12 protein-coding genes and 2 pseudogenes are annotated in these 13,271 nt (G+C 74.9%); 9 read left to right on the top strand and 5 right to left on the bottom strand.

What is annotated here, in order from left to right:
- The first annotated feature begins 372 nt into the window (after positions 1-372).
- Positions 373-675, top strand: coding sequence for a DUF6343 family protein (locus LJ221_RS19630; RefSeq protein WP_241718044.1), 303 nt, complete (start codon positions 373-375; stop codon positions 673-675).
- Between the two features lie 63 nt (positions 676-738).
- On the opposite strand, the gene LJ221_RS19625 is transcribed toward LJ221_RS19630, so the two are convergent.
- On the bottom strand, positions 739-1,920 hold the full coding sequence (locus LJ221_RS19625; RefSeq protein WP_241718043.1) for a zinc-dependent alcohol dehydrogenase: 1,182 nt from the start codon (positions 1,918-1,920) through the stop codon (positions 739-741).
- Between the two features lie 120 nt (positions 1,921-2,040).
- Between LJ221_RS19625 and LJ221_RS19620 the strand changes: the two genes are divergently transcribed.
- Together LJ221_RS19620 and LJ221_RS19615 are read left to right on the top strand one after the other, a co-directional pair.
- Positions 2,041-2,706 (top strand): HemK2/MTQ2 family protein methyltransferase, encoded by a 666-nt coding sequence (locus LJ221_RS19620; protein WP_241718042.1) that lies wholly within the window; start codon positions 2,041-2,043, stop codon positions 2,704-2,706.
- Complete coding sequence (locus LJ221_RS19615; protein WP_374228511.1) at positions 2,690-2,989, top strand: CDGSH iron-sulfur domain-containing protein; 300 nt, start codon at positions 2,690-2,692, stop codon at positions 2,987-2,989. Before LJ221_RS19620 ends, LJ221_RS19615 begins: the two co-directional genes overlap by 17 nt.
- Positions 2,990-3,058: 69 nt before the next feature.
- On the opposite strand, the gene LJ221_RS19610 is transcribed toward LJ221_RS19615, so the two are convergent.
- Positions 3,059-4,117, bottom strand: coding sequence for an iron-containing redox enzyme family protein (locus LJ221_RS19610; protein ID WP_241718041.1), 1,059 nt, complete (start codon positions 4,115-4,117; stop codon positions 3,059-3,061).
- Positions 4,114-5,250, bottom strand: a complete 1,137-nt coding sequence (locus LJ221_RS19605) for a glutamate--cysteine ligase (protein ID WP_241718040.1) — start codon at positions 5,248-5,250, stop codon at positions 4,114-4,116. Before LJ221_RS19605 ends, LJ221_RS19610 begins: the two co-directional genes overlap by 4 nt.
- A 272-nt stretch (positions 5,251-5,522) precedes the next feature.
- Between LJ221_RS19605 and LJ221_RS19600 the strand changes: the two genes are divergently transcribed.
- Together LJ221_RS19600 and LJ221_RS19595 are read left to right on the top strand one after the other, a co-directional pair.
- Positions 5,523-6,185 (top strand): hypothetical protein, encoded by a 663-nt coding sequence (locus LJ221_RS19600; protein ID WP_241718039.1) that lies wholly within the window; start codon positions 5,523-5,525, stop codon positions 6,183-6,185.
- Positions 6,182-7,723 (top strand): FAD-dependent oxidoreductase, encoded by a 1,542-nt coding sequence (locus tag LJ221_RS19595; RefSeq protein WP_374228510.1) that lies wholly within the window; start codon positions 6,182-6,184, stop codon positions 7,721-7,723. The genes LJ221_RS19600 and LJ221_RS19595 overlap by 4 nt, the downstream gene beginning before the upstream one ends.
- 69 nt (positions 7,724-7,792) lie before the next feature.
- On the opposite strand, the gene LJ221_RS19590 is transcribed toward LJ221_RS19595, so the two are convergent.
- Entirely contained in the window at positions 7,793-9,076 is a 1,284-nt protein-coding gene (locus LJ221_RS19590) for a transglycosylase family protein (RefSeq protein WP_241718038.1), read from the bottom strand.
- A gap of 333 nt (positions 9,077-9,409) precedes the next feature.
- A pseudogene (locus LJ221_RS19585) lies at positions 9,410-9,502 on the bottom strand (DUF72 domain-containing protein); the annotation flags it as partial.
- A 138-nt stretch (positions 9,503-9,640) separates the two neighbouring features.
- On the opposite strand from LJ221_RS19585, the gene LJ221_RS19580 reads away from it, so the two are divergent.
- The 4 genes and pseudogenes from LJ221_RS19580 to LJ221_RS19565 form a co-directional block, all read left to right on the top strand.
- Entirely contained in the window at positions 9,641-10,051 is a 411-nt protein-coding gene (locus LJ221_RS19580; protein ID WP_241718037.1) for a hypothetical protein, read from the top strand.
- A gap of 602 nt (positions 10,052-10,653) precedes the next feature.
- Positions 10,654-11,748 carry a hypothetical protein gene (locus tag LJ221_RS19575; protein WP_241718036.1) on the top strand — a complete coding sequence of 365 codons (1,095 nt, stop codon included), beginning with the start codon at positions 10,654-10,656 and terminating at the stop codon, positions 11,746-11,748.
- Between the two features lie 88 nt (positions 11,749-11,836).
- Complete coding sequence (locus LJ221_RS19570) at positions 11,837-13,057, top strand: glycosyltransferase (protein ID WP_241718035.1); 1,221 nt, start codon at positions 11,837-11,839, stop codon at positions 13,055-13,057.
- Positions 13,054-13,271, top strand: a pseudogene (locus LJ221_RS19565) (hypothetical protein); the annotation flags it as partial. The gene LJ221_RS19570 and the pseudogene LJ221_RS19565, both read left to right, overlap by 4 nt.

The raw sequence follows: 13,271 nt of genomic DNA, 5'->3' as shown, positions 1-13,271 counted from the left end.
GGCGCGAGCAGCGGCGCCGGCGGCGCCAGGGCCGGCGTCATGAGCAGCGTCGGCGCCAGTACCCCCGCGGTACCGGCGCGGCGGCGGAACGGCGGGCGCGGGGAACAGGAGTGACGGGCGCGGCGGACAGGCCGGACGGGCATGGGGCCTCCGTGGTATCCGGGGACGCTCGGACCCCGGAAACCCTGTCAGCGGGCGGAGGCCGCGGCGACAGCGACGCGCCGCCCGCGCCCATGACACCCCGGCGCGGCGGCATGGCCGGCGGCGGTGGCGGGTACCCGGCGCCGCCGGGGGCCGGGAACCGAGTGCCTCCCGAGGAACCCGGAGAGCCCCGTGGACCTTGCGGAACCCCAGCCGAGGAGGTGCACCCGCATGCGGATCCCCGGCCGGTCGCGCACCGGCACCGAGCCCGTGACGGCCCGCAGCCCACTGGGGCTGAGGCTGCTGCTGTCCATCGTGTACATCCCGTTCTTCCTGGCCGGGACGGTGTTCTTCGCCCTGTGGGCGGCGGACTCGGGGCCGGACGACGTCCCCGGCGCGGACTCGCTGCGCACCATCGCCTGGCTCTGCGCCGCGCTGACCGTGGTGGGCGTGATCGACCTGATCGTCGTCCTGGTGCGCCGCGGGCGCGAGCGGGGCAGGAGCGCGGGAGCGGGAGGGCGGGGAGGGCCGTGAGGACATGTCCCTCGGCCCGCGCCACCCCGCCGGGAGGCCGGGGAGGGCGAAGGGAGGCGCGCCCTAGGGCCGCAGCACGACCTTCACCGCGCCGTCGGCCTTCTTCTGGAACATCTCGTACGCCTGGGGGGCCTTCTCCAGCGGCACGTGGTGGGTGGCGAAGTCGTCCACGCCCAGCACGTCCTCGTCCGTCAGCAGCGGCATGATCTCCGGCACCCAGCGCCGCACGTTGGCCTGCCCCATGCGCAACTGGATCTGCTTGTCGAACAGGGTGAGCATGGGCAGCGGGTCGGTCATCCCGCCGTAGACGCCGATGATCGAGATGGTGCCGCCGCGCCGCACCGCGTCGATGGCGAGCTGGAGGGCGGCCAGCCGGTCCACGCCCGCCGTGGTCATCAGCTTCTCGGCGATCTTCTTGGGCAGCAGCCCGGTCGACTTCTGCGCCACCTGGGCGACCGCGCTGCCGTGGGCCTCCATGCCCACCGCGTCGATGACGGCGTCCGCACCGCGTCCGCCGGTCTTCCCCCGGACGGCGTCGGCGATGTCGTCGTGCTCGGTGAGGTCCAGCACGTCCACGCCGCGGGCCCGGGCCCGCTCCAGCCGCTCGGGCACCAGGTCGACGCCGATCACCTTCTCCACCCCCAGGTGCGGCGCGACCCGGCAGCACATGTCGCCGATGGGACCCAGGCCCAGCACGACCAGCGAGCCGCCCTTGGGAACGTCCGCGTAGGCCACCGCCTGCCAGGCCGTCGGCAGCACGTCCGACAGGTACAGGAAGCGGTCGTCCGCGGGCCCCTCGGGCACCTTGATCGGCCCGTAGTGCGCCTGCGGCACCCGCAGGTACCGGGCCTGGCCGCCGGGCACCTGGCCGTAGAGCTTGGTGTAGCCGAACAGCGAGCCACCGGTGCCGAACCCGCGGTTCTGGGTGGTCTCGCACTGGGTCTGGAGGTCATGCGAGCACATGAAGCAGGTGCCGCAGGAGATCTGGAACGGCATCACCACGCGGTCGCCCGGGGAGAGGTTCGGCACCCCGGGACCGACCTCCTCCACGATGCCCATCGGCTCGTGCCCGAGAATGTCGCCCTCCGTCATGAAGGGGGTCAGCACGTCGTACAGGTGCAGGTCCGAGCCGCACAGCCCGCTCGACGTGATCCGCACCACCGCGTCCGCCGGCTCACGGACCGCCGGATCGGGGACCTCGTCCACCCGCACGTCGCGCCGACCGTGCCAGACCACTGCCTTCATCGGTCTCCACCTCTTTCCACAGTGGACCGGCCGGGTACCCCGGTTCGGGCCGGACCAGTCCCCGCCCCGGCCGCCCGGACGAGCACGTTAGGGGAGGGACAAACGAGGTATCCGGTGTTCATGTTGCTGCTCAGGCCCCCCGGGGTGTACGCGCCGCAGGATGACACCTGGCTGCTGGGGCAGGCGCTGCACGACGCCGCGCTCGCCCCCGGCGCCCGCGTCCTGGACCTCTGCACGGGCACCGGGGTGCTCGCCATGACCGCCCTGCGGATGGGTGCGGACGAGGCGGTGGCGCTGGACGCCTCGTCCCGGGCCGTGCTCGCCGCCCGCTGCAACGCCTGGCTGCACCGGCTGCCGCTGGTCGTGCGGCGCGGCGACCTCGCCGACGCCCTGACCGAGGCGGAGCACGGGCGCCCCTTCGACGTGGTCCTCACCAACCCGCCGTACGTGCCCTCCCCACGGCGCGAACCGCCCCGCAGGGGCGCGGCGATGTGCTGGGACGGGGGGCCGGACGGCCGCGCGGTGCTGGACCGGCTGTGCGCGTACGCGCCCGCGCTGCTGGCGCCGGGCGGCACCATACTGATGGTCCACTCCGAGCTGTGCGGCACCGGGGCCACACTGGACCTGCTGCGCGGGCAGGGGCTGAAGTCGTTCGTGGTGGCCCGCACCACCATCCCGTTCGGCCCGGTACTGCGCGGGCGCGCCGCCTGGCTGGAGGAGCGGGGACTGATCGCCCCGGGCCAGTGCACCGAGGAACTGGTGGTGGTCCGTGCCGACCGTCCCTGAGCCCGCCGACGAGGGCCGCGCCAGGCGCGTGGTGATCGACCCCGAGGGCCCGGTGCTGGTGGAGGGCCCGGTGGAGGTCGCCCTCCCCGACGGCCGTGTCGCCCGCTCCGACCGCTTCACGGTCGCCCTGTGCACCTGCCGCCGCAGCCACCGCTATCCGTGGTGCGACACCAGCCACCGCCGCAGGGAGCGCCGCCCGAGGCCCGCGACGGACGCCGCGACCGCGGACGCGGAGTCGGCGGGCCCGGGCGCGGACACGGGCACGGAGGAGGGCCGGGGCTGACCGCGGGCGCCCCGGGCCTCCTTCCGATACCCGCCTTCCGCCCCCGGACCCGCCCCGGGCGCTCGGCGCTCAGGCGTCCAGCGGGCGCCGCAGCGAGGTGGCGCCCGCGCGCCAGGCGCTCAGCAGGCGGTCCGCCAGACGCTCCTCCAGCAGCTCGGTGGCGCGGATGCCGAACACCACATCGGCGGCCAACTCCGGCTCACGCGCCAGCAGATCACCGATGACGTCCCGCCGCATCACCTGCTCGTGCACGGCGTCCGCCTCGATGTGCTCGGTGAAGAACAGCACGCACTCGGGCGCGGCGCCCATCCGCTCCAGCGCCCTGGCCATCTTCCGGGCGCTGGGCGCGGTGCTGATCTCGGCCGCCGCGAAGTGGCCCACCAGCGTGCCGCGCAGGGCCCGGTGCAGCCCGCACAGCGACATCAGGTTCACCCCGGCGACGATCGGGGCGGGCACGTCGTCGAGGTAGCGCAGATAGGACGGGTCCAGGCCCGCGCCCGCCATCAGGTCCGCGAACAGCCGCGCGTGCACCCGCTCCCCGCGGCCCCCGCCGAACTCGTCGTACTCCACCGCCACCAGCGAGGCCTTGGCCTGGCCGTCGAGGCGGGGGATGACCCAGGCGTGCGGGTCGGCCTCCTTGAGGTGGTAGACCGAGCGGTGCGCGATGTACTCCCGCATCTGCCACCACTCGCCCTCGCGCAGCAGGAAGTCCGACACCCCGCCGCCCTCGGCCGGCTCCACCAGCAGCGGCTCCAGCGCGGCGGCGACGTCCGAGTCCGAGGCCGTGCCGGTGAGTGTGTCGCGGCGCAGGGCGGTCAGGAAGACCCGCTCCAGACCGGCGCGCAGCCGCAGCAGGTCCGGGTCCCACTCCCATTCGGCCGCCACTCCCGCGAAGCCCCGGTAGTGCAGCTCGTAGCAGACGTACAGGGCCAGATGCAGGTCCTCGCCGTACGGGTCGGCTTCCTCCACCGCCGCCCCGAGGGAGTACGGCGGCCGCGCGGGCGGCGCGGCGGTCAGGGCATTCAGCACAGCGGCGCTCAACTCGCCGCGGGGGGAGGGAAGCTCGGCTGTGACGGCGCCCGAGGGGGCGCCGGTGGCGGAGTAGGCCGTACCGGCGGTGGGCGTCATGCTCGTTTGTGCTCCCTCGCGTCGGTCTGGGCGGCCAGCAGTTCCACCACCGCCCGGGGGCCGCCCCGCGCCCAGGCGCGCCGCTGCCTCTCGGCCCCGGTGCCGTCCTCGCGCACCACCTCCAGCAGCCCCCGCACGGCCTCGGTGTCGCCGGTCTCCTCCAGGGCGGGCGCGACGTGCCGCAGCAGCGAGTCCAGCAGTTCGCCGGCCGGCACGCGGGCGCGGGTGACCGGGTCGACACCGTGGCCCCGCAGCCCGTAGCGCGCCGCGGCCCACACCGCGGCCCTGGCCGCCCGTTCGTCCAGCTCCGGCTCCGGCACTCCCGCCTCCAGCTCGGCCAGGGCCCGGCGCACCAGGGCCCGCCCGAGCGCGGCCTGGAGCACCGCGTCGTCGACGGTGGCCGCCGCGTCCGCGACCCGGAACTCCACCGTGGGCAGCCACGGGGAGGGACGCATCAGCCAGAAGCTCATCCGGTCGTCGATCAGCGCGCCGTAGGAGACCAGCCGCTCCACCTCCGCGTCGTGGAAGGCGGCATCGGGGAAGCGGGGAGGCATCCCGGCGGCGGGGAAGCGCAGCTGCTCCATCATGCGCCAGCTGGCGTAGCCGCGGTCGCGTCCCTCGCAGAACGGGGAGTTGACCGACAGGGCCAGCAGCGTCGGCAGCCAGCGGCGCACCCGGTTGACCACGGCCACCGCCGTCTCCCGGTCCGGCACGCCCACATGGATGTGGCAGCCGCACACCTGGTAGTCGTCCACGATGTCGGCGAAGAGCTCCGAGATACGGCGGAAGCGCTCCCCCTCGGCCACCGGAGGACGTCCGTCGCTCAGCACGGCCGCCCCGGAGGACAGCAGCAGCAGGCCCTCCTCCCGGGCGGCGTCCACCAGCCGGGCGCGGTCCTCCGCCAGCTCCCTGCGGACCTCCTCCAGGGAAGTGCACACCCCGGTGGCGGACTCCACCTGGCTGGAGAGGAACTCCGCCTTGTAGCCGGAGCCGTCCGCGGCGGACGCCTCGTGGTGGGCGCGGCGCAGCACCGCCCGGGCGCCGGGCACGGCGCGGGCGGTGGCCGGGTCGGCCAGGAGGAACTCCTCCTCGACCCCCATGGTCAGTCCCCCGGTGTTTCCATCCCTGGTCACGGCAGTGTGAGTACCCCCGGCCCGTCCGGTGAAACGGGCGGGGTTTTCCGGGGCGGGCCACGGGTACCACGACCGTTCGCACCCGGCGCCAAACGCGGGGCGTCCGGGCGCCCGTGCCGCCGCCCACGGAACGACGCGATCCGGGAGGAGCCGGGGCGCACCGCGTGTTTCCGCCCGGTACCGGCGGGTACCGGGCGGGTCGATGAGAGCCGACCGGATCACCGACGCGTGCGCGCCCCTGACCGACACCGGGACCCGGAGGGATACCGACCATGGCTGACGAGAACGAGCCCACCGCGGCGGGCTACGAGAGCAGGCCTGAACTGGCCGAGGAGGACGCCACCGTCAACGACGAGGAGACTCCCGGCCTGCCGCCCGAGGGGGAGCCCGCCACCGGTCCCAGCCCCGGCGACTCGGCGCTGGAGGCCCCCTACGACCCGGGCGGCCGTCCTGAGGACGAGGGCATCCCCGACCTGCAGAACGGCATGCCTGAGCAGGAGTGGATGAACGACCCGCAGCAGATGCCCGTCCCCGGCGAGCGCCCGGTGGCCGCCGATGAGTGGGGCACCACCTATTCCGAGCAGGTGGAGGGCAAGCCCCTGGGTGACCGGCTGGCCGAGGAGGAGCCCGACGTGGGCGAGACCTCCCGGGCCTCCGGCCCGCCGGAGGAGGAGACCGGCCAGCTCAGCGACGATCCGCTCGGCGAGCGGCCCGCCAACCAGGACGTGTTCTCCCACGAGTCCGCGGCCGGGGGCCTGGCCCCGGAGGAGTCGGCCGTCCACACCGTCGAGGAGGACCGCGACATCGGCCAGCTCAGGGGCGAGGCGGACTCCGAGCAGACCGGCCCGCCCGAGGGCGTGGGCGAGGTCGGCTCCTCCGGCGAGGGCGAGGGGACCGGGGTGCGCCCCGAGTCCGGAAGGAGCCGCCGACCGTGAGTGCGTCCCCCGCCGACAACGAGTCGTACTGGCTGGCGACCGCCCCCGTCACCCCCGACACCACCCACCCGCCGCTGGAGCCAGGCAGCGGTACGGAGACCGACGTCGTGGTGGTCGGCGGCGGCATCGCGGGCCTGTGTACCGCATGGGAACTCGCCCGCGCCGGCCGCCGGGTCACCGTGGTGGAGGCCGACCGGATCGCCGCCGGGGTCACCGGCCACACCACCGCCAAGGTCAGCGCCCTGCACGGCATGGTCTACGACGAGCTGCGGAGCAAGCACGGCTCCGACGGCGCACGGATGTACGCGCTCTCCCAGCAGGACGCGATCGGGCACCTGGCCGCGACCGCCGCCGAGCTGGATGTGGACTGCGAGCTGGAGCGCATGCCCGCCTACACCTGGGCCGAGTCCGAGGAGACGGCCCAGAAGCTGCGCGCCGAGGCCGAGGCGGCAGCCGAGGCCGGCCTGCCGGCCGCCTATGTCACCGAGACCGGGCTGCCCTTCCCCGTCCGGGGCGCGGTACGCGTGGCCGACCAGGCGCAGTTCCACCCGCGCAAGTTCCTCCTGGCTCTCGCGGAGGACCTGCTGCGGCGCGGCGGGCGGATTGCCGAGCGCACCCGCGTGGTGGGCCTGGAGGAGGGCGGGCCGTGCAAGGTGACCGCCGAGAACGGTGCCACGGTCACCGCGTACGCCGTCGTCGTGGCCACCCACTACCCCGTCTTCGACCGTGCGCTGCTGTTCTCCCGGCTGGAACCGCACCGCGAACTGGTCGTCGCCGCCGTGATCCCCGACGACCAGGACCCGGGCGGGATGTACCTGACACCCGAGAACGACACCCGCTCGGTGCGCACCGCGCCCTACGGCCAGGGGCAGCGCCTCCTCATCGTCACCGGCGAGAAGTTCCTGCCGGGCACGGCCGAGGTCGCCGAGCGCTTCGAGCGGCTGGAGGCATGGACGCGCGAGCGCTTCCCCGCCGCCCGGATCGTCCACCGCTGGGCCACCCAGGACAACAGCTCCACCGACCGGGTGCCGTACATCGGGCCGTTCCACCCCGGCGCGCGCCACACCTACGTGGCCACCGGCTTCGGCGGCTGGGGAATGGCGAGCGGGGTGCTGGCGGGCCGGCTGCTCGCCCGGTACGTCACCGGCGGCGACCTGCCGGCCTGGGCGAAGCTGTACGACCCGCGGCGGCTGCCCGGCTTCCGCGACGCGCCCTCGCTACTGGGACTGCAGGCGAGCGTCGCCAAACACTTCGTCGGCGACCGGCTGCGCCCCTCACACGCCGACTCCGTCGACGAGATCGCCCCCGGCGGCGGCGCGGTGGTCCGGATCGGTGGGAGCCGCTGCGCCGTCCACCGCGACACCGACGGACGATTGCACGCCGTCTCGGCCCGCTGTACGCACCTGGGCTGCCTGGTCCACTTCAACGACGCGGAACTGGCCTGGGAGTGCCCGTGCCACGGCTCGCGCTTCGCCACGGACGGCTCGGTGATCCAGGGTCCGGCGACCCACCCGCTGGAGCGGCGCGACATCGAGTGACGGCCGCCCCGTCGGGCCCTGTCCCACACCGGCTCGGCGTGGGACAGGGCCCGGCGGGAGGTGTGCGGATCAGACGCGCACGCCGTTGGCGCGCAGATAGGCCAGCGGATCGATGTCGGAGCCGTAGCCGGGGCCGGTGCGCACCTCGAAGTGCAGATGGGGCCCGGTGCTGTTGCCGGTTGACCCCGAACGCCCGATCCGCTGACCGGCGTTGACCTGCTGGCCGGAGCGCACGGAGATCGCCGACAGATGGGCGTACTGGCTGTAGCGGCCGTCGGAGTGCCGGATGACCACCTGGTAGCCGTAGGAGCCGCCCCAGCCGGCCGAGACGATCTGCCCGCGGCTGACGGACTGCACCGAGGTGCCCGTGGAGACGGGGAAGTCGACGCCGGTGTGGTAGCCGCTGGACCAGCCGCCGCCCGACTGGCGGTACGCGGTGGTGGGGGAGACGCCACTGACAGGCGCGGCGTAGCCGGGGGAGGTCTGCGCCTTGGAGCTCTCGCGCTCGGCCTGCTCGGGCTCGGCCTGCGCCCTGACCTTCTCCTGGGGCTTCTCCTTCTCCGCGGGCCCGGTCTGCTCCTGCGGCTTCTCCTGCGGCTCCGGCTTCTCCCCGGCCTTCGGCGTGTCCTTCTGCCGGGGCACGGTGGTGTTCCGGCCGGGCGCGTCGTCCTGCGTCGTCCGGGCCGCACCGCCCTGCCGCAGACTGAGCCGCTGCCCGGGGAAGATCAGGTCCGGGTTGCCGCCCACGACCGTGCGGTTGCGTTCGTACAGTGTCTGCCAGCCACCGCGCACGTCCTGCTCGTCGGCGATCCCGGAGAGCGTGTCACCGCCTGCCACCACATACGTCCGGCCGCCGTCGGAGGGCTTGTCGACGGGCTTCGCGGTCCCGGTCTGCGTCCGTACCTGCGTCTGGGCGCGGGGCCGGTCCTCCTCCGTCCCGGAGAAGGACGCCGCGGCGGCGCCGGAGCCCTGGTGCTCCCAGGCCAGACCGGCCCGGTCCGAGCACACCGGCCAGGCGGTCGGGCCCTGACCGTCGAGTACCCGCTCGGCGACGGCTATCTGCTCGTCACTGGTGGCGAGGTCGGCGCGCGGGGCGTAGGCGGTACCGCCGAATTCCTGCCAGGTGCTCTGTTTGAACTGCAATCCGCCGAAGAAACCATTACCGGAGTTGATATTCCAGTTTCCGCTGCTCTCGCACGCGGCGACCTTGCTCCAGATCTCCTCGGGCGCGGCGTGGGCGGCGGTGGCCCCGATCAGCGGGATGGCGATTCCGGCCCCTCCCGCGGTGACGGTCAGCGACGCGCGGGAAACCGCGTTGGGCTTGTATCGGCGATGACGCCCTCTTCCGGCCACAGCCGGTCCCTCCCCTACGCCGTATCCGGCGATCCGTCAGTTGAGCTCTCACGCAATTCCGTTGGCGGGCGCGCCAAAGATAGACACGCCTTCCACGGAACGGCAAGGGCCCGCCTCCGGCGCTCAGCGCGAGAACCCCCGGCGCGCCCCGGCGCGGCGCAACGCGGCACAGAACAGCACGGCGCCGCGCACAACGGTGCGGAAACAGGAAGGAGACGGCGTGGAGCGAACCGGAAAGGGAAAGCGGAATCACGCCTTCGCCGCGGCGAGCACCTCGTCGACGGCCTTCCGGCCCAGGTCGACGCGCACCAGCCCCGCGGCCGGCCGCGGCAGCCCCTCCGCGCCCTTGGCCGACGAGGGGTACCACCCGCTGCCGACCAGCGCGGGATCCGTCCACGAGCAGGTGCCGACCAGAATGTTTCCCATGGCCGCCGGGTACCCGCGCCGCGTCGGCGAGATCCGCCGTCAGGAAGCACCCGGGGCACTGGGTGTGTCCGGGGCACCGGGGGCGCGCGGCGTGCCCTGTGGTCGCGGAGCCCCCGGCCCCGCGGAGAGGAGCGAGTCATGTCCGGTGAGGACGAGGGCACGGGCAGGGAGCGGCGCGCCCGCGAGATCGCCGAGGAGGCCGAGCGGACGCGGAACCCGGGCAACGCCGCGTACGGCCCGGGCGAGGAGCTGCCCCGGAGCGGCGAGGACACGGGCACGGGCGAGGACCACTGGGAGCCCGGCAGCGAGGAGGAGCCGGGCGCCTCCCCGCTGGGCAAGGGCGATGTGCACGCGGTCGCCGCCGACGACATGGAGCAGCCCGAGATCGCCGCGGGGCCGACCCCGGGGATGCAGCCGGGCGAGACCGTGGAGCGCGGCCCCTGGACCCCGCCGGTGGAGGTGGACCCGCCGGCCGGCCGCGACCTGCCCCGTGACGCGGCGGGGGAGCGGGAAGCGGTGCGGGAGCAGCGGGAGGAGGGCGGCCCCTGAGCTTCCCCGCAGGGGAGCATCCCCACATGTGCGGCCCGCCGGCCGGTGGGCCGCACCGCTCAGCCCGCCTCGGGCCGTTCGCCCTTGGGGCCGCGGCCGCGCTCGGTGCGCGGTCCGGAGGAGCCACTCGGGGTCCTGCCGCGGCGACTCGTCGGCCTCCTCGCCGGCGTACCGGTCGGGCACGCCGCCGCGCTCCGCCTCCTTGCGGCGCCGGGGCGGCCTCCGTCGGCAGACGCGGCTCCCGCGCCGCCGGGAACCAGGGCGCGGGCGACCGCGATGATCGCGGCGGTCTTGGCGACGCGGATCATCGCCGTTCTCCTTTCGGGACCGTTCGAACCGTGGTCGATCCGGGCCGTGAATGGGTTATCCGGCCCCGCGGCGGCTCAACAGAGACGATGCGCGGGGCCACCCGGAGGGCCCAGTGGGATCACCGTTCCGGTGCCCTCCTGTAGGCCGTACCGCCGCAAGCGGATGCCGTACGCGCCGGACGCTGGTCCGTGCGGTCACACGCTCGGCGCAACCCCCGCGCGTCACATCCGGGGGAGCCGCACATTTCTGCCATGGTTTGCTCCGATTTGAACGGTGTCGATCGGAGAAAGTCCATGCGTGTTTCCCTGGGGCTCACCAGCCGAGGAGCGCTGTGCGCGCTGGCAGCCGCGGCCCTGGCGATGGCACTGCCGCCCACCGCGGCCGCGCCCGCGCCCGGCGAGGCGCCGCGCATCCCGTTCGGGGAGCGGTACCGCGCCACACAGCACGGCGGCATCGCGCGCGCCGCCAACTCCGCGGCCACCTGCCCTGTCGACGCCCCCGCCGACGTGCCGCCTTGCGCCCAGGTCCGGGAGGGGACGGCGGAGGGGAACAACGGCGACTACGAGATGACCTACGTCGACATCGACGACGACCCCAACACCTACAACTCCAGCAGCGCGGAACTGCGCCTGCCCGCCGGGGCGCGCGTCACCCACGCCCGGCTGTACTGGGGCGGCAACCTCCGGGTCGGCGAGCAGAAGCCCCCCGAGGACAACGGGCGGGTGCTGATCGCCGAGCCGGGCGGCCGGTACAAGGAGGTCCTCGCCGACACCGTCATCGGCCACCGCCGCACCGACGTCATGGACGGCTACACCGCCTCGGCGGACGTCACCGGCCTGGTCGCCCAGTCCGGCGGCGGCTCCTACACCGTCGCCCAGCTCAACGTCGCCGCGGGCCGCTCGCCCGCCGGCGCCTGGGGCGGCTGGACGCTGGTGGCCGCCTACGCCCATCCGGGAGAGCCACTGCGCCACCTGGTGCTCATGGACGGCTACGAGGCCATGACCCCCTCCCGGGGCGCCCTCGACATCACCGCCGGGAACCTGCCGATGCCGTCCGGGGCGTCCGGCGCCGCGGGGGTGGTGGCCTACGACGGCGACCGCGGCCGGGGCGGGGAGACGCTGACGGTGGGCACCGGGACCGCGCCCGCCCACCGGGTGCGCGACGCGGCCAACCCCGGCGACGACCCCATGAACTCCACGATCACCGACCACGGCCGCCCGGCGCCCCGCCTGCCCGCTCACCCCGACACGCTGGGCTACGACTCCGACGTCCACGGCATCACCCCCGCGCTGGTGCGCGGCGGCGACTCGCTGACGCTCCGCTTCACCACCCGTGACGAGGGCTACCAGATCGGAGCGGTCTTCCTGCAGGTCGACGCGCGCGGCTGAGGCCGCGCGGCGCCTTCGGCACGAAGGCAGAACGGTTTCGCGAACGGGGAGTCCACGCGTGTCCCACAACGAACGGAAAGCGGTTCCCATGACGGTGCTGCACTTCTCCCAGCCCGTGGACGGTGGGGTGGCCAGAGTCGTCACCGATCTGGTCCGTGCCCAGACCGCGGCGGGAACGCGCGCGGTGGTGGCCTGCCCGCCCGGTGGCGCGCTGGGCCGGGACGCCGCCGCGGCCGGCGCGGAGGTGGTCGACTGGCCCGCACGGCGCGAACCGGGGCCGGAGCTGTGCCGCGAGGCGGTGCGGGCCGCCCGGCTGGTGCGGCGCATCGGCCCCGACCTGGTGCACACGCACAGCGCCAAGGCGGGGCTGGCCCTGCGGTTCGCCCTGCGGGGCCGCGTCCCCACCGTCCACCAGCCGCACGCCTGGTCCTTCGACGCCGTCGGCGGGACGACCGCCCGGCTGGCCCTGTACTGGGAGCGGCTGGCGGCCCGCTGGGCGGACCGTGTGCTGTGCGTGGCCGAGGACGAGCTGCGGCACGGCGAGGTGTCGGGAGTGCGCGCCCGCTGGGCGGTGGTCCACAACGGTGTGGACACCGACCGCTTCCGCCCGGCGGACGAAGCCGCCCGCGCCCGCGCGCGCACCGCCCTGCCCGCACTGACCGGAGTGCCGCCGCACGCCCCGTTGGCCGTCTGCGTCGGCCGGCTGTGCCGGCAGAAGGGGCAGGACGTGCTGCTGCGGGCCTGGCCCGAGGTCGCCGCCCGTCTCCCCGGCGCCCGGCTGGTCCTGGTCGGCGACGGCCCGTGGCGCGGTGAACTGGCCGCGGCGGCGCCCGAAGGGGTGCTGTTCGCCGGGGCGGCACAGGACATCACGGCCTGGTACGCGGCGGCCGACGCGGTGGTGCTGCCCTCTCGCTGGGAGGGGATGGCACTGGTCCCGCTGGAGGCGATGGCCTGCGGCCGTCCGGTGGTGGCGACCGCAGTGACCGGCGTGGCCGAGAGCCTCCCACCGGGTCGCGCCGCCGACTTCCTCGTTCCGCCGGAGGACCCCCGCGCCCTGGCCCGCGCCCTGGCCTCGCTCCTGGCCGACCCGCCGCTCCGGCACGACCTGGGTCCGCTGGCCGCCGAGCACGTCCGGGCCTTCCACGACGTACGGGACACGGCCGGGCGGATCGCGCGGCTGTACGCCGAGGTGCTGGCCGAGCGGTCCGCCGGCGGACCCACCCGCAGGCTTCCCCGGCCGTCCGCCGAGCCCCACTCCCACTCCCTCCCCGATCCCGACCCCGATACCAGGGAGCACATCAGGCGATGACCACGGACAACACCGGGACATCCAACCCGAGCCGGGTCCTGCCCCTGCCGGAGCCCAAGGCTCGCGGCACGTCGGTCCACGTCGGTCCGCCGCGCGGACCGACGCACCGGCCGCTGCCGGCGAACCTGCGCGGCAATCCGCACCGGCGCCGCACCGCGGCCCTCCTCGCCGCGGCCGACTGCCTAGCCGCGACCGCGGCGGCCGGCACCGTGAC

It is taken from the genome of Streptomyces sp. CNQ085, assembly GCF_022614595.1.
In the GTDB taxonomy this organism is placed as follows: Bacteria; Actinomycetota; Actinomycetes; order Streptomycetales; family Streptomycetaceae; genus Streptomyces.
The sequence above is the reverse complement of the archived record's forward strand: the minus strand, read 5'-3'. Positions and strand labels throughout refer to the sequence as shown.

Bases quoted from the DNA above. Each gene is read 5' to 3' on its own strand.
- LJ221_RS19600 (WP_241718039.1), top strand. From the start codon at position 5,523: ATGGCTGACGAGAACGAGCCCACCGCGGCGGGCTACGAGAGCAGGCCT.
- LJ221_RS19570 (WP_241718035.1), top strand. From the start codon at position 11,837: ATGACGGTGCTGCACTTCTCCCAGCCCGTGGACGGTGGGGTGGCCAGA.
- LJ221_RS19625 (WP_241718043.1), bottom strand. From the start codon at position 1,920: ATGAAGGCAGTGGTCTGGCACGGTCGGCGCGACGTGCGGGTGGACGAG.
- LJ221_RS19620 (WP_241718042.1), top strand. From the start codon at position 2,041: ATGTTGCTGCTCAGGCCCCCCGGGGTGTACGCGCCGCAGGATGACACC.
- LJ221_RS19575 (WP_241718036.1), top strand. From the start codon at position 10,654: ATGCGTGTTTCCCTGGGGCTCACCAGCCGAGGAGCGCTGTGCGCGCTG.
- LJ221_RS19580 (WP_241718037.1), top strand. From the start codon at position 9,641: ATGTCCGGTGAGGACGAGGGCACGGGCAGGGAGCGGCGCGCCCGCGAG.
- LJ221_RS19630 (WP_241718044.1), top strand. From the start codon at position 373: ATGCGGATCCCCGGCCGGTCGCGCACCGGCACCGAGCCCGTGACGGCC.
- LJ221_RS19610 (WP_241718041.1), bottom strand. From the start codon at position 4,117: ATGACGCCCACCGCCGGTACGGCCTACTCCGCCACCGGCGCCCCCTCG.